General features: G+C 54.4%; 16 protein-coding genes. 2 read left to right on the top strand and 14 right to left on the bottom strand.

All coding sequences use genetic code 11. The annotated features are described in order from the left end of the window. Positions 1-311: 311 nt before the first annotated feature. The 9 genes from BUE38_RS00485 to BUE38_RS00440 all read right to left on the bottom strand — a co-directional run bounded on the left by BUE38_RS00485 (position 312) and on the right by BUE38_RS00440 (position 11,638). On the bottom strand, positions 312-1,592 hold the full coding sequence (locus BUE38_RS00485) for a TRAP transporter large permease (protein WP_073433077.1): 1,281 nt from the start codon (positions 1,590-1,592) through the stop codon (positions 312-314). Next, a complete protein-coding gene (locus tag BUE38_RS00480; protein ID WP_073433076.1) occupies positions 1,589-2,197 on the bottom strand; it encodes a TRAP transporter small permease in 609 nt (202 codons plus the stop codon). Before BUE38_RS00480 ends, BUE38_RS00485 begins: the two co-directional genes overlap by 4 nt. 20 nt (positions 2,198-2,217) lie before the next feature. After that, positions 2,218-3,195, bottom strand: coding sequence for a sialic acid TRAP transporter substrate-binding protein SiaP (locus BUE38_RS00475; protein WP_073433075.1), 978 nt, complete (start codon positions 3,193-3,195; stop codon positions 2,218-2,220). 764 nt (positions 3,196-3,959) lie between these two features. Next, entirely contained in the window at positions 3,960-5,240 is a 1,281-nt protein-coding gene (gene amaA, locus BUE38_RS00465; RefSeq protein ID WP_084541632.1) for an L-pipecolate oxidase, read from the bottom strand. Positions 5,241-5,301: 61 nt separating this feature from the next. After that, positions 5,302-5,589: a DUF8026 family protein gene (locus tag BUE38_RS00460; protein ID WP_073433072.1), complete on the bottom strand. Its 288-nt coding sequence runs from the start codon at positions 5,587-5,589 to the stop codon at positions 5,302-5,304. Further along, positions 5,586-7,037, bottom strand: coding sequence for a sodium-dependent transporter (locus BUE38_RS00455; protein ID WP_073433071.1), 1,452 nt, complete (start codon positions 7,035-7,037; stop codon positions 5,586-5,588). Before BUE38_RS00455 ends, BUE38_RS00460 begins: the two co-directional genes overlap by 4 nt. A gap of 78 nt (positions 7,038-7,115) precedes the next feature. After that, positions 7,116-8,609 (bottom strand): L-piperidine-6-carboxylate dehydrogenase, encoded by a 1,494-nt coding sequence (gene amaB / locus BUE38_RS00450; RefSeq protein ID WP_073433070.1) that lies wholly within the window; start codon positions 8,607-8,609, stop codon positions 7,116-7,118. Between the two features lie 332 nt (positions 8,610-8,941). Continuing rightward, complete coding sequence (locus BUE38_RS00445; protein ID WP_073433069.1) at positions 8,942-10,339, bottom strand: Na+/H+ antiporter NhaC family protein; 1,398 nt, start codon at positions 10,337-10,339, stop codon at positions 8,942-8,944. Between the two features lie 21 nt (positions 10,340-10,360). Continuing rightward, positions 10,361-11,638, bottom strand: coding sequence for an NAD(P)/FAD-dependent oxidoreductase (locus BUE38_RS00440; protein WP_073433068.1), 1,278 nt, complete (start codon positions 11,636-11,638; stop codon positions 10,361-10,363). Between the two features lie 348 nt (positions 11,639-11,986). On the opposite strand from BUE38_RS00440, the gene BUE38_RS00435 reads away from it, so the two are divergent. Further along, positions 11,987-12,931: a LysR family transcriptional regulator gene (locus BUE38_RS00435; RefSeq protein ID WP_073433067.1), complete on the top strand. Its 945-nt coding sequence runs from the start codon at positions 11,987-11,989 to the stop codon at positions 12,929-12,931. A 149-nt stretch (positions 12,932-13,080) separates the two neighbouring features. Continuing rightward, positions 13,081-14,334 carry a 2-aminoadipate transaminase gene (locus BUE38_RS00430; protein ID WP_073433716.1) on the top strand — a complete coding sequence of 418 codons (1,254 nt, stop codon included), beginning with the start codon at positions 13,081-13,083 and terminating at the stop codon, positions 14,332-14,334. A 156-nt stretch (positions 14,335-14,490) separates the two neighbouring features. Here the strand turns inward: BUE38_RS00430 and BUE38_RS00425 are convergent, their stop codons facing one another. The 5 genes from BUE38_RS00425 to BUE38_RS00405 all read right to left on the bottom strand — a co-directional run bounded on the left by BUE38_RS00425 (position 14,491) and on the right by BUE38_RS00405 (position 19,838). Continuing rightward, a complete protein-coding gene (locus BUE38_RS00425) occupies positions 14,491-15,798 on the bottom strand; it encodes a TRAP transporter large permease (RefSeq protein ID WP_073433066.1) in 1,308 nt (435 codons plus the stop codon). Continuing rightward, positions 15,798-16,337 carry a TRAP transporter small permease gene (locus tag BUE38_RS00420; RefSeq protein ID WP_073433065.1) on the bottom strand — a complete coding sequence of 180 codons (540 nt, stop codon included), beginning with the start codon at positions 16,335-16,337 and terminating at the stop codon, positions 15,798-15,800. The genes BUE38_RS00425 and BUE38_RS00420 overlap by 1 nt, the downstream gene beginning before the upstream one ends. 72 nt (positions 16,338-16,409) lie before the next feature. Beyond that, entirely contained in the window at positions 16,410-17,459 is a 1,050-nt protein-coding gene (locus tag BUE38_RS00415; RefSeq protein ID WP_159438825.1) for a TRAP transporter substrate-binding protein, read from the bottom strand. A 19-nt stretch (positions 17,460-17,478) separates the two neighbouring features. After that, positions 17,479-19,011 carry a class I adenylate-forming enzyme family protein gene (locus BUE38_RS00410; protein ID WP_073433064.1) on the bottom strand — a complete coding sequence of 511 codons (1,533 nt, stop codon included), beginning with the start codon at positions 19,009-19,011 and terminating at the stop codon, positions 17,479-17,481. Between the two features lie 65 nt (positions 19,012-19,076). Next, entirely contained in the window at positions 19,077-19,838 is a 762-nt protein-coding gene (locus BUE38_RS00405; RefSeq protein WP_073433063.1) for an enoyl-CoA hydratase/isomerase family protein, read from the bottom strand. Positions 19,839-19,871 lie beyond the last annotated feature (33 nt).

Here is a 19,871-nt window from a genome sequence, read left to right as displayed (position 1 = left end):
GAGACTCAGGTGAACTGGACGCCAGGGGGCCAAACGTCAGGAAAAAGCGGCGATGGGATCGCTCGGCCATATATGCCGTGTTTCCGAGACCCGACATTATCCAGTTTTTGACCCACCCCGTCTTGGGGGTAGTGAAAACTCCTCCACCTCGGTAGTCCACCAGCACACGCTTACACCTCTACTCAGGCCACACACCTCACAGTCACAACAGCCTCTTGAGTCTTCCATGGCCTCACCACCCAGGCATGAAACAGCCCCTGCTGCCGAAACTCGGCAACAGGGGCCTTCGCTACACCACTGGTCCATCAGGACTACCGATAGAGCATCGTCGGCAGCCACATGGAAATGGCCGGAACGAAGGTCACCAGCATCAGCACCACAAACAGTGGGAACAGGAACGGCAGAGTTGCCACCGCACACCGCTCGAAAGGCACTTTCGATACCTGAGAAAGAACATAGAGAACGAGTCCAACCGGCGGTGTAAGCAAGCCAATCATCAGGTTGAGTACCATGACGATACCGAACTGCACCGGATCAACCCCGAGACTGACAGCGATGGGCAGCAGAATCGGTACCAGAATGGTGATTGCTGCAATGGTTTCCATGAAGCAGCCCACCACGAACAGAATCAGTGTCATCAGCAGCAGTATCAGCACCGGATTGGAGGTGAAGGTCAGCATCCAACTGGCAAAGCCCTCGGCAACGTGGTGGCTGGTCAGCAACCACGAGAATACCGCTGATGCGGCAATGATCATCATGATGATGCCGGTAGTTTCGATGGTCTCCATGGTAACGCTGATCAGCCGTCGCCAGGTCAGTGTGCGGTAGACAACAGCGCCAAGAACCATGGCGTATGCCACCGCCGCGATGGCTGCCTCGGTCGCCGTGAAAATTCCGAGCACGATCCCTCCCACGATGATGACGGGTGTCATCAGCGAGAGGAAGGCACGGCGAAAGGTGTAGGCGATCCACTTCAGAGCAAAGGCAACGTCACGTGGGTAGTGATATCGATGGGCATACCAGGCCACCATGATCATCAATGCCACTGCCATCAAGAGGCCCGGAATCAATCCCGCAGCGAACAGCTGGCCGATGGACGTCGACGCTGTGACACCGTAGATGACCAGCGGCAGGCTTGGCGGAATGATTGGCCCTATGGTCGAGGACGCCGCCGTTACTCCGACGGAAAAACCCGGGTCATAGCCGGCATTACGCATGGCCTTGATCTCGATGGCCCCCAGACCACCGGCATCAGCAACTGCCGCTCCGGACATGCCGGCAAAGATCACCGATGCTCCGACATTCACATGTCCGAGGCCACCAGGCATCCAGCCAACCAGTGCACGAGCAAAATCGAAGATACGACCGGTGATACCTGCCGAGTTCATCAGGCTCCCCGCAAGCACAAAGAAGGGAATGGACAACAGTGGAAAGCTGTCCATACCACTGACCATGCGGTGGAGCACAATGAAATCGGGGACACTGCCCTCAACCAGTATGGCAATCAGCGACGACGCACCGAGTACCACCATCACCGGAAACCCCAGCAACAGCATGACCAACAGCGAAATAAACAGTATCAGCAACGTCATGGGCGAGTCCCCTGTGCATCACTGCCCGATCCCTTGCGGCATGATCTCAAGCTGTGTCGGGTGGCAACCTGCCAGGCCTGACGCAACACCATGACAACAATGCTGAACAACACGACGCCGTAGAGCACGTCCATACCCATCGCCAGGGAGGTCATCTTCTGGGCCCCCATCAATGGAAGAATCTTCCAGGTCACCCAGCCGAGAGTGATGAAGTACACCAGCTGTCCAACATCCACCAACCACACCAGCAACGCTGTCAGCGGTGGTGTCAAATAGCGGTGCACCAGATCGATTCGAATATGGCTACGCTTGCGTACACCGATGGTAGCAGCGAGAAAACCAACACAGATCAGCAGATAACGCGCCACTTCCTCCGTCCAGCCAAGCGGCGACCCAAGGACGTAGCGGGTAAAGAACTGGATGAAAACCACCCCGGCCATGCTCCAGAACACGACAAATACGAGGCCGTCTTCGAGGCCGTAATCACGCCATGAGAAGGGTCGATCCTCTTCCTCGAAGTCAATCGCCACCATAGCGTCCTCGTCGCCGCCCGGAGCGGGCGGCGACAAGCTTTCATCCGGTGATTCCAGTGAGTTTCTATTCATTGCATGGCTCTCCAACCGACTCACTGCAGGGCCTGAAGACGATCAAACTGCTCTTCGGTCCAGGTGGCCTCGTCACCGTTGAGATGCGGCAATGTCGCCTCACGGAACGCCTCGCGATCAACTTCCACGATGGTGGTGCCCTGCTCCTCGAACCAAGCGACGGCCTCCAACTCCTGCTCTCGTACATCATCCGAGACTCGCTTCGCCACTTCTCCAAGCACGTCACGGAAGATCTGCTGATCCTCCTGTGAAAGACCATTGAAGAATATGCCGCCGGCGACAATCAGGTTGGAGCCTGTCACATGACCGGTGAGGTTGATGTAATCCTGCACTTCATAGAATTTCTTTGCCCGGATGGTCGGCAGTGGATTCTCCTGAGCATCCACGACCCCCTGCTGGAGCGCCAGGTAGACCTCGGAGAAGGCCAACGGTGTCGGCTGGGCCCCGACAGCCCGGGGAAACAGACTGTAGATCGGCGCATTGGGCACGCGAATCTTCAGGCCTTCCATATCAGCCGGCTCGCGAATCGGCATGTTGGACGTCACATGCCTCAGACCGTAATAGCAGCCACCAAGAATCAGGTTGCCACCGGAAGCGTCGCGATAACCGTCAGCAAACTCCTGGAACAACTCGCTGTCGGTATAGGCCTGCCAGTGCCCATAGTCACGAAACACGAAGGGCGCATCCGAGAGGGCCAGTGGACCATAAGTCTGGGCTGCAAAACTCTGGCCTGTGTAGATGATATCTACCGTTCCCAACACCAGTCCCTGGTTGATATCGACTTCCTTGCCAAGCGTCGAGGACGGAAAGACCTCCACTTCATAACGACCATCGGTGCGCTCGGCAATCTGCTCGGCACCCCACTCGGCCCAGTGGTGATAGGCCTCGGAAGGCTCATAGACATGAGCCCACTTTACGGTTTCCGTAGCCTGAGCGCCCCCTGAACCGAAAGCTACATACAGGCAAGCAGACAAGGAAAGAAGGGATCTGGTTCTCATTGGCGCATCTCCACCATTTGTTATTGATTGTCTATCGACCTTTCAGGCAAACCGCTCGTTGTCGTCAGGGAGCAGATCCGCCACGACCCGCCATCCACTGCACCACTGATAACCACGCTGTAGGGCTCAGTCTGGTTTGGCCCCTTGACAGCAACAGCCCATGGTCACTCGGATGTTCAGAGGATTTCCAACATCAGGGCCTCTTATGGTCGTACCAAACTAGACAAAATACAGAGCCAAAACAACACACAAAAAACAAGAAGATTTTAATTCACATCATATTTTTCAATAAAAACAATTTTTTAATAAAAAATAGACAATGGTCTAACATAGATCAGCAGGAGGTAAGGAAAAGCAGAGTGATTTATGGTCATACCAAACAATGGAAAAGAAATACCACTTTCTATCGGGCTCTGATCAGGCTGACAGCGCTCGCCATCAGCTCGAAGTCCTTGAGGAAGATTGAGGCTGCAGAAGATGCGCCAGGCCACCAGATGTTCGCGGAGTGTCATGACAGCCACGAAATCAGCAACATGCTCGACGCAGTCGAATGGTTATCCGTGGCTTCCATGGGGAGAACACCGGATATGCTTGTCGAAGCTGGCCGAGCGTCAGGGGGCTGAGCGGCCACATGTGATGAGGAGTGAGTGTGGTGAGGAGAGGCCGTGGTGAAGAACGAGTGTCAGGACGAAAGTGGTAACAAGCTCGCTCAGACATGGTTGCCTTGTTGTCGAGCTGTTACCCACCCTGGAGGGAATTGCTTATCAGGTCACGACACGCAGGCACTGTCCGGTGTGATAAAGCGTGAAGCCGCTCTCGTAACCAGAGCTCCACAATGGTCTGGCGCGTACCGGCCGGTGGCTGCGAATCGGTAGCGGCAGCAGGCTGTCATCGCCAGTCACCAGGTAGTGGGCAAATCCCTTGCCGACGATGGTGCCAGTGGTGACGCCACGGCCATTGAAACCGGTCACGCCGAGGATCCCCGGCGCAGGCTCAAAGAGACGTAGCGTGTGTTCGGGGGTGAAGGCGATCCGTCCGGTCCAGGTGCACTCCCAGTCCATCTTGCCCAACTGCGGGAAATAATGCCGCTGGATGCGATCCGCCCAGCAGCGGATCCAGGCGACCGGACGCCCCTCGCCACGCCCAAGGCTTCCCAGAATCAACCTGCCCTCGGCGTCGCGGCGCATACTGCTCAGTACCATACGCGTGTCCCAGGCCCCCTGCCCTTCGGGCAGAATGTCACCGGCCAACTCTTCCGGAAGCGGTGGTGATGCGACCTGGAAGAAGTGCCCGGGAAAGAAGTGATCGCGGACCCTGTTCCAGTGGTCTTCGGTATAGGCATTGGTGGCAAACACCACGCGCGGTGCGCGCACGCTGCCGGTAGTCGTCATTACCAGCCAGTCCTCAGCATGGCGCGTAACGCCACAGGCCGGACTATTGGTGTACAGACGCGCACCCGCCTTCACCGCGGCTCGGGCCAGGCCACGGGTATAGGCCGCTGGATTGATCGTACCGGCGCGGTGGTCGAGCAAGGCACGCCGGATACGGCGCGTCCCCACTCGCTGGTAGCAGTCGTCTCCCCCGAGTAACTCCACCGGGGCCCCACGGCGCTGAAACTGTTCGGCTCGCCGGGCCAGATCCCCCTCGCCTTTGGTGTTATGCGCCAGGTGCAGGGTTCCCGTGCGTGTGGCATCACAGTCAATAGCGTGCCGCTCGATCAGCGAGAACACCTCAGCGGGCGCGCCACCCAACAGCGTATTGGCACGTTCGCCATCCTCCTGTCCCAATGTCTCGAGAATGTCGTCAGGGGGAATCCATAAGCCGGCGTTGACCAGACCGACACTGCGCCCGGAGCCTCCGGAAGGAATCTCTCCCGCCTCGATCAGAAGCACATCCACCCCAGCCTCGGCGAGGTGCAGCGCCGTGCTGAGCCCGGTAATCCCACCGCCGATCACTGTAACCTCAGCTGTCAGCTTCTCATTCAGCCTCTCCAGCATCGGTGCCGGCTCCAGCGAAGTGTCGTACCACAGACAACGGTTCTTCATGGAACATCCTGCCCTGTATGGTGGCTTCATTGTTCTGTTACAGGCTCACTCAGCGGCGGAATCAGGCATCCGGCCAGCGATGGAAACGCCGGGCATTCTGCGTCAGAGAGCGATGCTGCCACTCGAGGAGCTCGCGCATCTCATCGGCTTCCGGTCCGTCCGGATGTCGCCTGAGCCAGTCTTCGATGTCACGTTGGGCAGCCGGTGAGAAGGGTTCAAAATCCCCCTGCTCCTTCAGCAGCATCAGCTTGCGGTCTTCCTGGCGCATCGAGTAGACAAGCGCCAGGCTGGCGACTCCCCACAGGGCGATGATGGAAGCCACCATCACAACGATAGCGGAAATACTCATGAAGCCTGTCCTCCAACGATGCTGGTGGTCGCTTGACGCTTCTGCAGACGACGCATGATCTCCATGCACAAGGGAATCATCAGTGTCAGCACAGCCAGACCACTGACGGTTTTCAGTGGGGCCTCGCTGAGGTTGCTGTAGAGGAAGTAGGCCATGATGCCGAGCATGATGAGGGGAATCTGGTAGCGCACGGTCGCCTCCCAGATGCTCGGTATATAGAGGTCAGCACCACGATTCAGGCTCAGGATGCGCAGCCGATTGGCATCGAACTTCCAGCCGATGGTCACCATGATGATGAAGGTGGCGAGCGGCAGACCCCAGTTTCCAAGCACGAAGTCCAGGTACCCGAGGATATCGGCGTTGACGGCACTCGGAATGCCCAGCAACCAGATAATGCCGCAGATCATCAGCACCGCGCGGGTACGTGGCACCTTGCGCTCTTCCTTGTACGTCGTGACACCGACCTCGGTAATCGCAAGTGCGGTGGTCAGGTTGGCGAAGAAGAAGCCCATGAAGAACAGCAGCGCCCAGATATAGCCACCGGTCATGCTGCCAAAGGCTGTGGCCAGCGCCACAAAGGCCAGTTCGGGGCCGGAGGTCGGCGAGATACCGAAGGCGAAGACGATGGGGAAGACAGCGAACACCGCCAACAAACCGAAGCTGGTGTTGCCGATGGCTGTGAACACGCCACCACCAATCGGTATATCGTCGTTACGCCCCAGATAACTGCCATAGGTCAGGGCAATGCCCCAGCCGAGCCCGGTGGAGAACAACGCCTGCCCCAGCGCCGCGAGCCATGTTTCTCCCCGCGCCAGATACTCCCAGTTGGGCGAGAAGCTGAATTCAAGGCCGGCAACAGCCCCCGGTAGCGTCAAGCCACGAATGGCAATGGCGATCAAGGCGATGGTCAGGATCGGCATCATCCACTTGGCGAGACGCTCGATGCCACCCTTGATCCCGAAGATCAGAATACTGGTCACCATCAACATGGCGATGCTGTGCATGCCGACATTCAGCGCCGTGTTCTGGCTGAATGACTGCCATAGCGCGGCAGTGTCGAAATCCACCTGGGTAAAAGTGCCAATCAAGGCGTGGTAGGCATAGTAGATCGACCAGCCCACCACCGATGAGTAGTAGGACATCAGCACGATGTTGAAGATCAGGATCACCAGCCCCAAGCCAACGAGGCGATTGTTGCCGTATACCTTGCGGAAGGTCCCGATCAGCCCCTGTCGGGTATAGCGCCCAAGGCTGGTCTCGCCCATCAAGCCGGGGACGGCAATCAGGTACAACAGCAGAAAGTAGGCGATGAGGAAAGCACCGCCCCCGTTCTCGCCGGTGACATAAGGCATTCGCCAGATGTTACCGGCACCGACCATCGCACCGATGACGGCCATCAGGTAGCCAAAACGGCTACCCCACTGTTCTCGAGCCATTGTTGTTGTCATTGCATCGCTCCATGACTGGATTCAAGGGCGCCCTACGGCCACCTGGCGCGCCTCTGTGCGCCGGATGGCCGTTCTCTCTCAATCGAACTTGATGCCCTGGGCCAGAGGCAGCTCACGGGAATAGTTGACGGTATTGGTCTGGCGACGCATGTAGCTCTTCCACACGTCCGAGCCGGACTCACGCCCACCACCGGTTTCCTTCTCACCACCGAAGGCACCGCCGATCTCGGCGCCACTCGGCCCGATATTGACGTTGGCAATACCGCAGTCGCTGCCCAGGTCGGAGATGAACGCCTCGGCCTCACGGACATCGGTGGTGAACACACAGGACGAAAGGCCCTGAGGCACATCGTTGTTCAGCGCCAGTGCCTCGTCGAAGTCACGATAGCTGAGCACATAGAGGATGGGCGCGAAGGTTTCGTTCCTGACCAGCTCATTCTGCTGCTCGACCTCGACGATAGCCGGCGTCACGTAGTAGCCATTGGGGTAGGCATCGGCCAGTTGACGCTCGCCACCGAACACCTGAGCACCCTGTTGCCGTGCGCTCTGCAGCACTGACTGCATCTGTTCAAACGCCTGAGAATCGATCAGCGGGCCCACCAGGCTCCCCTCCATCGGGTCACCGATGCTGACGTTGGCATAGGCCTTCTTCACTCGCTCAACCACTTCGTCACGAACCGACTCATGGACGACCAGGCGACGCAAGGTGGTACAGCGCTGACCAGCGGTACCCACCGCCGAGAACAGAATGGCACGCACCGCCATGTCGAGATCGGCGCTGGGCGCCAGGATCATGGCGTTGTTGCCGCCAAGTTCGAGAATACTGCGGCCGAAACGGGCGGCAACACGGGGCGCGACTTCTCGTCCCATACGAGTACTGCCGGTGGCGCTGATCAGCGGAACACGAGGGTCATCGGTCAGGCATTCGCCGGCCTCACGCTCACCGATGATCACCTGACTGAGATCTCGGGGCGCATCATCGCCGAATTCCTGCATGGCACGATCAAGAAGTGCCTGACAGGCCAAGGCACACAATGGTGTCTTCTCGGAGGGCTTCCACAGCAAGCTGTTGCCACAGACCAGCGCAAGGGCGGCATTCCAGGCCCAGGGAGCCACTGGGAAGTTGAAGGCAGTGATCAGGCCAATCGGTCCCAGCGGATGCCAGCTTTCCCGCATATGGTGACCGGGGCGTTCAGAGGCGATGGTCAAGCCGTAGAGCTGGCGGGACTGACCTACGGCGAGATCACAGATATCAATCATTTCCTGCACTTCGCCGAGGCCTTCCTGATAGATCTTGCCGCATTCCAGCGTCACCAGCGCGCCGAGATCCTCCTTGTGGAGACGCAGCTGCTCCCCAAACAGGCGGACCAACTCGCCACGCCGCGGTGCAGGCACCTGTCGCCAGCTCTCGAAGGCCGCCTGGGCGCGGTCGATGCGAGCCTGAACCTGACCCCGGCCTTCCAGTTGAACCCGGCCGATCTCAGCGCCATCAGTTGGCGAGGTGACGGCGTAGTTCCCGTCACGGTACAGAGTCTCAGCAACACCCAGACGCTGCATGATAGTGTCGATCATTATTTTCTCCTGAGGATGACTCGGCTTGAATACTCAACACTCGCAGTATTGCCTCAGGCTTGCCCTGCCTCAAACGACGTTTTATACCAACATCATTCCTTTTTTTCTTATTTTGATCAGGGTACAGACCAACTCCCCCGCATCCAGATACCCTATACACTTGCCACCGGAATGAAGCCAATCCACAACAAAAACTTTCAATCTGGCCAATCACATATTCTGAATTATTGTTTCACCACCTTATACAAAATTACCCAACCGTGAAGCATCTTTTCATAATAAAAACTCACCATAAAAAAACCGCCCGAAGGCGGTAAAATAGAGGCATCCAACTACAGCACAAACCCGGCAACCAAATATATAAAGAAGCTAACAAAAGCCACTATAAGTGCATATGGGATTTGCGTCCTTATGTGATCCATGTGATCCGAACCAGCACCAATAGATGCCAGGACAGAGGTATCAGAAAGTGGTGAGCAATGGTCACCAAAAACTCCCCCGCCGGTAGCTGCAGCAATCGACATAAGCACCAGAGGACTGGATATCCCTCCAGTCAACTCCATCGACATCGCCATAGCAATAGGTATCGCAATAGCAAAAGTTCCCCATGAAGTTCCTGTCGAAAATGATATAACAGCAGCCACGACAAATACGATAGCCGGAAGAAGATTGGGCGTAATCAAACCTTCAGAAATGGATACCAGATAATTTGCTGCGCCAGCATCCTTGGTGATGCTATTCAACGCATAGGCAAACAGGAGTATGAGCACTGCAGGTACTACCGCCTTCACTCCCGAAACCACAGCATTGGAAAGCAACTTGATTCCGAACCTTTGAAATGACATCACCACAAAAAGATACAGGAGAGCCGCTGCAAAGGATTCGACAATCTTTACACTATCGAATGCAATATAGCCGCCAACATTTATTCCTACGATCATGAAAATGGGGATAAGAAAATTCAACAGGAAGCTGGAGGACGCACCTTCAGGTTTGTGCAGTTCTTTTATCTCCTTCCCCACCATAGGCATGGATCCATCTCGAACAACCTTACCGTGTTCGTAAGCGCGGTCCTCTGCCTTCTTCATTGGACCAAAGTCCTTGACAACTCCAAAGCATATCAGCCCCACAAACACTACGGACAATATCGCATAAAAATTGTAAGCTATGGAACTTGCAAATATCCCAACGGCTTCGGAGCTCGACACCCCAGGTGCTTGATCCCCGATTATTCCGGATATATATAGCGCCCATGAGCTGAACGGAATGATTACGATAAGAGGAGAAGACGTCGAATCGGCAATATATGCGAGTTTTTCTCTGGAAATCTTGACCTTGTCAGTCACAGCCTGTAACGAGGTTCCTACAAAAATGGGGCTGAAATAATCACTAAAGAATACTCCCATGCCTGCCAGCCAAGCATAAACCTGTCCTTTTCTTCTCGTCATTCTCTGTTTCTGTGCGATTGACGAGAATATTTCAGGCACACCAGAAAGCTGAAACAGCGCAATCAAGATGCCAATCTGTATCTCAATATAAAACACCCAGGAAAAGCTATCGCTTGAAATTGTCTCTATAAGAAAATTTGGATACTCCCATAACACTCCATCAATAAGAAAATATCCCAGAAAACTAGCCGCAAACAAGGCCACTATTGCATCTCGTGTGGCAAACGCAAGTACAATTGCAAGCACAGCCGGCAATATAGAAAGAAACCCTATGTTATCCATTATTCTCACCCACTCGTAAATTCAAGATTTATTTTTTTCATCAAGGCGATCTTTTATTATATATTTCTTATATGTAGCCTCGACGGCAATCCTCCCCAAAAAACCGTACGTATTCTTCAGGCCGAATTCCTGAAAAAGCCCCAGTGATTCCTCATCTCCGAGTAACGCCTTTGCCAGAACCTCTCCGCATGCGGTCCCAGACCCCAGACCTCTCCCACCAAATGCAGTGCAGTACCACACACCACTATCAAGGCGACCTATGCATGGCATCTTGTGGGTGGCATACCCCATCACACCTTTCCAGGAGTAGGAAAATTTCAACCCGGAAAGACCAGGAAATACATTGCGGATATCCTGTCTTATCTGATCTTCAATTCCCTTCTTTCTCGAAGTAGGAAATGCAGTTATTCGCCCACCCCACAGGACCCGATCACCATCTACTACTCGATAATAATCGGAGGCTCTCCTATTATCACCAAGAGCACACTCTGTCTTTATGTATTTTTCCGGTATCTCATCATTTTTTTCGCTTGTCACCACATATGTTGAAATAGGAAGAATCGATTTTTTTATTATTTCAGGATCCTTTCCCGGAGTCCCACCTGTACAAACCACAACTTCTTTACACGATATTATCCCGCCAACACAAACCAGATCATACCCACCACTTGCTTTTCTTATTGACTCAACTTCCCTGTTTTCATAGATAGCCACCCCCTCTGCTTGAATGGACCTTGCCACCCCAAGTCCGTAGTTCAATGGATGAATATGAAATGCTCTAGAATGATAGAATCCGTAACAGTAGGACTCAGTATTCAACATTCCTTCAAGGTCTTTCTTTTCCATTGGTTTGATATCATACCCATAGAGCCTGCTCATACGCTCGGGATATTCAATTTCCTTCCTGGAAGGATTATATCTCAACAGATCAATCTTCCCATGCGCCACACTGGCACTTTTAATGCCATAGAAAAGTATATTGCTTTTTACCTTATCAACTCCCCCAAGCGATATTTCAAACAGTTTTCTAGCGTGCTCGCTTCCTACTTTTTTCTCCAGGTCTTCCATTCCAAGCGCATATCCCGGGGCAACGAACCCACCGTTAACCCCTGATGCTCCTGAAAAAATCCTTTCCTTTTCGATCACAGCCACTTTGATGCCACTATTATTCAAGGCTTGCGCACATGAAAGAGCTACTATCCCGCCTCCAACAATACAAACATCAAAACTTTCCTCACTACCTGGCTTGCTTGCAACAAAATTCTCTTCACAAGTAGCCGAATAGAACGACTCACCCATAATCACCTCGTTAAACTATTATTAGACCAAAGGATTTATTTAAAGATAATCATCCGATTTTATTTTTCTACGAACGTAGTTCTCCATGTGCCCGAATCGCACTCAAGACCTAAGCCAGTTATACCTACCACAAACATAGGAGGTGGCTTTTATCCTCTTCGCGAGGCACGCTCATCACAGTGCGGCAATTCGGCGCCTACCGGACGAAATGATGGTGTCGACCACTCGCCGTCCTGAGAACAACTCGACCTGGATACAAAGCATTCGCAGTATTGCTCCGAGACTTGACCTATCTCAAACGACGTTTTATACCAACCTCATTCCTTTTTTTCTTATTCGGAGCGCTACATGAATCGTCGCCATCTGCCCACACTGGCCGCCATGCAATGCTTCGAGGCCTCGGCTCGCCACCTGAGTTTTACCCGTGCAGCGGATGAGTTGAGTCTGACCCAGAGCGCGGTCAGCAAGCAGGTCGCTCAGCTCGAATCCATTCTCGAACACCCGCTCTTTCGCCGTGTGCGCAAGCGCCTGCAAGTCACGCCAGAGGGATCTCTCTATCTGACTGAAGTCCGCAAGGTGCTTGCGCAGGTCGAGATGTCGACGCGCTACATGCAGTCCTACGGTGGCCAGAGTGAGGTGCTCAATGTCACCACCCTACCCACCTTTGGCGCACGCTGGCTGATCCCGCGCCTCAACGGTTTCCGTTTTCGCCATCCCAATGTCTATCTGAACATCAGCAATCGTGTGGAGCCCTTTGATCTCGAGGAGGAGCGCGTCGACGTGGCGTTCTTCTTCGGTCATGGCGTCTGGCCGAAAGCAGAGTGTCTCAAGCTGCTCGACGAGGAGGTGGTACCGGTCTGCGCTCCCTCAGCGCTCCCGGAGGCCGGCATCAAGGACCCATTGGCGCTGACTCAACTGGTGCTACTGCAGAATGCAACGCGCCCGGAAGCATGGCATGACTGGTTCGAGGCTCAGGGTTGCTATACGTCCCACAGTTATCACGGACCACGCTTCGACACTTTCTATATGGCGATGCAAGCGGCCCGAGCAGGCTGCGGCGTTGCACTGGTTCCCCGCTTTCTCGCCGAAGAGGAATTGCAGAGCGGTCAACTGATGATTCCCTGGTCGTTCTCGCTGGTCAGCAACAGCTCGTATTACCTGGCCTATCCTGAACACAAGGGAGAAGTCTGCAAGGTCAAGGGGTTCATCGAATGGATACTTGAACACCTCGAGAGCCCGACAAAGATTGCCGGTCCACAACGCCCATGTATTCCAGCAACGGAAGACGGTTGAGGCATCCTGCCCAACCAGGGGCTCAAGATGCCCTGTTCCGGTAGTCAGTCATTTCTGGAATACGTTAGCCATTTTTTTTCGTTTGTTGCCTCCCCTGGAGGTCTGCTTTGATCGCTTCATCATTTCTGACGAATCGACAGGACCTCGGCATGGCCTTCTCTCATATCAGTGAGTCTCTGGGTATTGTCCACCCCATCTGCATCGAACGCGGCCACAATGCCGAGGTTCAGGACGAGAATGGCAACCGCTACATCGACTTCATTGGCGGGATCGGTGTACTGAATCTCGGACACGGGCACCCGGCCGTGGTCGAAGCGGTCAAGGCCCAGGTCGACAAGCTCATGCATAGCGCCTTCAATGCCGTGCCCCATCGAGGCTATCTGCAAGTCGCCGAGGCGCTGAACGACTTCGTCCCCGTGTCCTTTCCGTTGAGCTGCATGCTGACCAACAGTGGTGCAGAAGCGGCCGAGAATGCGCTGAAAGTGGCTCGTGCACACACCGGCCGGCAGGGAGTCATTGCCTTTGACGATGGATTTCACGGCCGCACCCTGTCCACGCTCAATCTCAACGGCAAGGTCAAGCCGTACAAGAATCGTCTGGGCGCCCTGCCCGGCCCGGTGTACCACCTTCCCTTCCCCAGTCGCGACAACGCCATCAGTTGCGAAGACTCCATGGCGGCACTGTCTCGCCTGCTTGAAGTCGAGATTCCCGCCGATGAAGTGGCAGTGATCATCGTCGAGCCCGTCCAGGGAGAAGGTGGCTTCCGGCTGCTCGACGCCGACTTTGCCGCCCACCTCAGGACACTATGTGACCAACACGGCATCGTGCTGATCTTCGATGAGATCCAGTCGGGTTTCGGTCGCACAGGTAGCCGCTTTGCCTTTTCTCACCTGAATGTAGAGCCGGACCTGTTGCTGATGGGCAAGAGCATGGCCGCCGGGTTGCCGCTGGCCGCCGTCGCAGGCAAGGCAGAGATCATGAACAGCCTGCCGATCGGAGGGTTGGGAGGCACATACTCCGGCAATGCTGTTTCCTGCGCAGCGGCCAGGACGGTAATGGATCTGATGACAGAGGAGAATCTACGGCGGTGGGGAGAGAACCTGGAAACTGCCATCATCAACGCCCACCGTCGATGGCATGACTCGGAACGATTCCCGATGCTAGGCCAACTGACTGGCATTGGTGCCATGCGCGGCATCGTCCTTGAAGATACCGCCAATGCCACGGGTGCCGAGCATCTCTCAGCGCTGCTGAAGACCGCCCGTGAGCAGGGGCTGCTGCTGATGCCCAGTGGCCGGAAGCGCAACATCCTTCGCCTGCTTCCACCACTTACCATTGAGCCGGAAGTACTCAATGACGGACTGGCACGGCTGGAAAGCGCGCTGGAGACACTGAGTTCCTGATCGTTCGCTGGACGCATGCCAGCCCTCTCGCCTTCAATGAAGCCGGTCTACCCTAGGATAGACCGGTCCTTTACCCCCACCGTTTGTTTGCCGCTACGATCCTGTCCCCGGTGTTCCCGGGTTACGGAAAACCTCTATTCACAGCGCGCGTCAAGGTCACATAGTTGCCTCATTCATATAGCTGGGCAAGAAGGTTGCGAGATCCGGGAACGCGATCAGTAGCATCGCCATCAGCACCATGATCAGGAACATCGGTGCAGCAGCCTTTGCGATGAAACCAAGGCTATAGTGGGTCAATCCTTTCATGACGAAGAGGTTAAAGCCGACAGGAGGTGTTATCTGGGCCATTTCCACCATGACCAGTACAAAAATGCCGAACCATAACAGATCAATACCAGCTTCGTTGAGCATCGGAGTGACAACGGCCATGGTCAGCACCACTGCCGAGATGCCATCCAAGAAGCAACCCAGCACGATATACACGAACATCAGAGCAATCAGTAGCATGAAAGGAGAGAGATCAAGTCCCCCAACCCACTCCGCCAGCCCTCGCGGCAATCCAGTAAACCCCATGGCAAGTGTCAGAAAGGAAGCGCCAGCCAGTATCAGGGCGATCATGCAGGAAGTCTTCGCTGCACCCATCAAGCTTTCCATCAATGCAGTAAAAGTCAGGCTGCGCTGAATCACAGCCAGCAGCAAAGCCCCCACAACACCGAGGGCAGCAGCTTCTGTTGCCGTCGCCAAGCCTGAGTACATCGAGCCAATGACCGTGATGATCAGCAGCGCCACTGGAATCAGAAGACGTGATTCATGGAGCCGCTGTTTCATTGTCATGGGCTGTTCTTCTTCAATTTTCGGCTTCTTCAGTATTCCCCATGCAACGACATAGCTCATGAACATTACCGCCAACACTAGCCCAGGAATGATCCCCGCAATAAAGAGTTTTGGGATGGATTGGTTGGTGATGACCCCATATACAATCATGGTCAATGAGGGAGGAATCATCAGGCCGAGCGTGGATGCGCCCGCCAGCGTTCCCACGCTCATGAAGTCGGAATACCCGCGTTTGCTGAGCTCGGGCATAGACATCTTGCCTACGGTTGTCAACGTGGCGGCGGAAGATCCGGAAACTGCAGCGAACAATGTGCAGCCAATAATATTGGTGTGCATCAGTCGACCCGGCAACCATCCGAGCCAGGGGCTTAAACCACGAAACAGGCTTTCTGATAGTCGTGTCCGATAAAGAATTTCTCCCATCCAGATGAATAAGGGAAGAGCGGTCAGAGTCCAGCTTGTGGATGATGTCCAGAGCGTACTGTACATGGAGGAGCCGATCGGGCGACCAGTAAATACTGCAATGCATACAATGGCCACTCCGACGAGAGACAAGGCAACCCAGACACCAGATCCCAATAGCAGGAAAAGGATGAGAAGAAGCGCAATCGCCAGTTCAGTGAAATCCATTACAGATTATTCCTCACAGGTTGGGAATCTCGACAGTGATTGCATGCAGAACGCAGGATAGCCAGAGAACGAATGGCATGATCAAGTATTGATATCGTGAATACCAAGGAGCCAAAAGCGAATATCGACTGGGGTATCCACAACGCTATCGCGTCCTGGCCCGATGAAACATCACCAAACCGCCAGGACCAGTAGGTCGCGTCAAAGGCATGCCAAGTTATGAAGCCATTAATGCTCAGCGCGACCAGCAGGCACCACTGCTCACCCAAAGGACGAAGACGCCCAAGTCGCTCTACCAGCAGGCTGACACGAATGTGTCCACCTTCGTGAAAGGTATAGGCTGCAGCCAGAAAGATGCTGGCCCCCATCAGGTAACCGGCATAATTAGTGGCGCCGGGAAAAGTCACTCCACTCCAGCGCATTACCACCTGAACAACGATCACTACCAGCATGGTAAAAATGCACAGCGCCGCAAGATACCCGCAGCCCCGATACAGTTTTTCCAATAGCCCAACCATATGAGAAGAGATGGTATTCATGGGAGTAACCTCTATTTATATCCGACCATGAAAGGCCCCCATTCTCGGGAATGAGAGCACGGAGGCGAGCCATTACTGCTGGGCACGATACTCTTCTACAAGTTGTCGACCTTGGTCACCGGCTTTCTCCAGCCACTCCTCCTGCATCTCTTCACCAATACGATCGAACTCTTCCCGCAACTTCTCAGCAGGTTGATGAATGGAGACCCCCTTCTCACTCAATTGACTTTTGAGTGTTTCGGTCAACTCTTTAGCCTGTTGCTCGCCTCGCTGCTCAGCCTGTAAGGAAATATCAAGAACTGCCTGTTGAGTTTCTTCATCAAGGGCATCCCACCGCTCCTTATTGACGAAGACATGACTGAGAACCAGCCAAGCCTGAGCATCATAGAAGTGAGGCAAATAGTCCCACAGCTGATGGTTATACACAGGGTCCCCGGAAGAGATCAGCGACTGCACCATACCGGTGGCCGCAGCCTGAGAGATCTCTGCTTCCTCGATCAGAGTTGGTGTCATACCCATCAACTCGGCAAAGCGTGCTGTAGCGGTGTTGTAGGCCCGAAATTTAAGACCATCAGCATCCTCAGGCGAGCTGATTTCCCGATCGAAGAATAGCCCCTGCGGTGGCCACGGAATATGGTAAAGCAATTGCAGGTTCTGCTCAGCCATCAACTCAGTCAAAGCAGGTTTGGTTACTTCCCATAACTGGGCCGACTCTTCAAAGGAGTTCGCCAGGAAAGGCACCGAATCAATACCGAACAATATACTCTCGTTCTGATGAGCCGATAGAACATGGACCCCGATCTGAGCCTGATCACGCTGCACAGCCCGTTTTATCTGGTCGCCCGGAAACAGTGTCCCTGATGGATGCACACGGAGATCCAGCTCACCACCGGTAGCTTCCCTCACCTGGTCAGCAAACCAACTGATGTTTTCAGAGATGTAGTTATTTGCTGGTTGTGGAGAGGGAAAATCCCAGACATCAGCGTGAGCCACGTTGCCTGAAGTCAACATCATGATACAAACGCTTGCCAGCGTTACCGATAGGTGAGCAAATTTATTGGTTCCTTCTTCTTTATCTCCAAGAAAATTTTTCCACTTTATTCTCTTGTCATTGTTATTCATACCAACCTCTATTTCACAGTTAATGGAACCGTTCGCTATCCCACACCTGGTGTGTATTGGTAGATAGTGAGTGTTTGATGATTCGATGACTGGGGGTCCTTTCAAACTCATCCACGATGGATAGGTATCGTGGGCACTGATAGGAAGCCAAACGTCCTTTTAACCAAACATGCAACTCGCCAGGATCAATGGCTCGGCCTAATTTCGGTTTGAGAAAGAGCATGATGTCCTGTTCACCAATCTCTGCATCAACACCAATCATTGCGCACTCCTCCACGTCAGGGTGCTGCTGGGTGACCGATTCCACCTCCCAAGCCGAGACATTCTCGCCACGGCAACGCACACTATCGGTGACACGCCCAAGAAAATAGAGAAAACCATCCTCATCAATCCATCCCCGATCACCGGTATGCAACATGCCATCCGACAACGCATTCCTAGTGGCATCAACGTTGCGAAAATACTCATTGAACAGCACACCTGACTGTATTTCACGGACCACCACGTGACCGGGCTCTCCCGCCGGTACTGGCTGCCCTTGATCATCGTGAATGGCAACCCCAAGCCAAGGGACTGCCCGGCCTACTGAACCCGGTCTTCCCTCAGCATTGAAGGTGGTCAGACTGGAAGCTTCCGTCATCCCATAACATTCGCGGATCTCAAACCCAAAACGATCCTGAAGGATCGACCAGATATCGCCGGGGCAACCACCCCCCCACGCTATACGGACGCTGTGTTTACGTTCGAGCTCATTTGGTGGTTGTTTAAGCAGGATCTGCAGCACCCCTCCAAGGTAATGAATATGGGTTGCACCACTGGCATGAACCTGCTCCCAGAAACGGCTGGCACTGAAACGTTCCGTCAGGCTGAGTTGCACATCAAAGAACATTGGCAGCAATAACATCTGGGCACCGCCAATGTGATAGAAAGGTTCCCACTGAAAGAAGATATCGCCCGGAGTGATGGAGCAAAGCAGTCCTACACTCTTCAAGGCATAGGCCATCATTGCGTGCGTGACGCACACTCCCTTGGGTTTCCCTGTTGTGCCAGAGGTGTACATCAAGGCATACAGCTCGGACATGGCCGGTGCAGGTGCATCCAGCCTTTGCCGGCTTTCCAGGTGCGTAGTGATCGTGTCCTGTTCACCTCCCAGTACCAATACTCGGTCTGCCAGTACTGCTCCGCTGTCAACGATGACCGGCCAGAGGTTATCATCGGTGAACAGCACCGCAGGGTTACAATGCTCAAGGATATACTTCAATCCGTTGCCGCGTAGACGGGCATTGACCGGCACCCATACTATGCCGGCCTTGGCCAACGCGAACAGGATCGCGATGGCTTCCGGACCGTTATGCATCATGACGGCGGCACGCTGGCCTGGGCGGACATCAAGCCCGTTGCGAAGGTGGGCGGCCAGAGCCTCGGCTCGCTGATCTAGCTGTCCGAACGTCAAGGGAGTTCGATCAAAGATTCCAAACACGCGTTCCGGCTCACGAACCGCGATGTTACGAAGTGCGTTGATGAAGCTAGGGTCGTTCAGGCTGAAGTTCATGGCAGTCCGATTGTCCTGTGCTGCTGAGGTGTCATTCCAGGGACAGTGAGAAAAAAGTCTCGGCATCAACCTGTCCGACGCTTGAGGAACAGTTCCATCATGCGTGCTGGCTCACCGGAGGCGTAGGCCTCTCCTTGAATGCGCACCCCTGCCTCGAGACAATCTCGGAAACCTGGCTCAGTGATTTCCTGGAATCGCTGACGATCCAGCCGCATCGCAACTGGAGGCTTGTTGGCGAGCTCTTCTCCCAGAGCCAGCGCCTCCGCGAGTACCCTGTCAACAGATACCAGTCGATTAATCAATCCCAATGCATGAGACTCGTCTGCGTTCATCAGGCGACCGCTCAATGTCAGGTCAATGGTTCGAGCAAGTCCCAGATGTTCACGCATGATCCAGGGACCTGTGGTACTGGCAATTCCCGAATTGATTTCGGGCTGGCCCATACGAACATCACCATGCGCAATCCGGAAATCACACAGCAGAGCAACCTGGAATGCCGAGCCAGCAGCAACCCCATTCAGCGCAGCAATGATAGGTTTTGGACTACTGCGCAACTTGTCATACAGGGCTTCCCACTCGGCTACCCAGCTGATGGCACGATCAGAATCAAAAGAGCGAGTCTCATTGAGGTCCTGCCCAGCACTGAAAGCCCTGTCACCAGCCCCCGTCAGTACAATGGCGCCAAGAGACTCGTCATTCGAGAATGTATCGAGGGCAGCAATCAGCTGTTGACGCATCTCACTGTGCCAAGCATTGAGCACTTCTGGACGATTGAGAGTGATGATGCCAACGCGGTCTTGCTTGCTGGTGAGAATATATTCTGACACAAAACGCTCCTTTTAAACCTTTATTGATTGCAA

The organism is Halomonas cupida, assembly GCF_900142755.1.
Taxonomy (GTDB): Bacteria; Pseudomonadota; Gammaproteobacteria; order Pseudomonadales; family Halomonadaceae; genus Halomonas; species Halomonas cupida.
The sequence above is the reverse complement of the archived record's forward strand: the minus strand, read 5'-3'. Positions and strand labels throughout refer to the sequence as shown.

Excerpts from the sequence above, each read along its gene's own strand:
- BUE38_RS00485 (WP_073433077.1), bottom strand. The coding sequence starts at position 1,592 with ATGACGTTGCTGATACTGTTTATTTCGCTGTTGGTCATGCTGTTGCTG.
- BUE38_RS00480 (WP_073433076.1), bottom strand. The coding sequence starts at position 2,197 with ATGAATAGAAACTCACTGGAATCACCGGATGAAAGCTTGTCGCCGCCC.
- BUE38_RS00475 (WP_073433075.1), bottom strand. The coding sequence starts at position 3,195 with ATGAGAACCAGATCCCTTCTTTCCTTGTCTGCTTGCCTGTATGTAGCT.
- amaA (WP_084541632.1), bottom strand. The coding sequence starts at position 5,240 with ATGAAGAACCGTTGTCTGTGGTACGACACTTCGCTGGAGCCGGCACCG.
- BUE38_RS00460 (WP_073433072.1), bottom strand. The coding sequence starts at position 5,589 with ATGAGTATTTCCGCTATCGTTGTGATGGTGGCTTCCATCATCGCCCTG.
- BUE38_RS00455 (WP_073433071.1), bottom strand. The coding sequence starts at position 7,037 with ATGACAACAACAATGGCTCGAGAACAGTGGGGTAGCCGTTTTGGCTAC.
- amaB (WP_073433070.1), bottom strand. The coding sequence starts at position 8,609 with ATGATCGACACTATCATGCAGCGTCTGGGTGTTGCTGAGACTCTGTAC.
- BUE38_RS00445 (WP_073433069.1), bottom strand. The coding sequence starts at position 10,339 with ATGGATAACATAGGGTTTCTTTCTATATTGCCGGCTGTGCTTGCAATT.
- BUE38_RS00440 (WP_073433068.1), bottom strand. The coding sequence starts at position 11,638 with ATGGGTGAGTCGTTCTATTCGGCTACTTGTGAAGAGAATTTTGTTGCA.
- BUE38_RS00435 (WP_073433067.1), top strand. The coding sequence starts at position 11,987 with ATGAATCGTCGCCATCTGCCCACACTGGCCGCCATGCAATGCTTCGAG.
- BUE38_RS00430 (WP_073433716.1), top strand. The coding sequence starts at position 13,081 with ATGGCCTTCTCTCATATCAGTGAGTCTCTGGGTATTGTCCACCCCATC.
- BUE38_RS00425 (WP_073433066.1), bottom strand. The coding sequence starts at position 15,798 with ATGGATTTCACTGAACTGGCGATTGCGCTTCTTCTCATCCTTTTCCTG.
- BUE38_RS00420 (WP_073433065.1), bottom strand. The coding sequence starts at position 16,337 with ATGAATACCATCTCTTCTCATATGGTTGGGCTATTGGAAAAACTGTAT.
- BUE38_RS00415 (WP_159438825.1), bottom strand. The coding sequence starts at position 17,459 with ATGAATAACAATGACAAGAGAATAAAGTGGAAAAATTTTCTTGGAGAT.
- BUE38_RS00410 (WP_073433064.1), bottom strand. The coding sequence starts at position 19,011 with ATGAACTTCAGCCTGAACGACCCTAGCTTCATCAACGCACTTCGTAAC.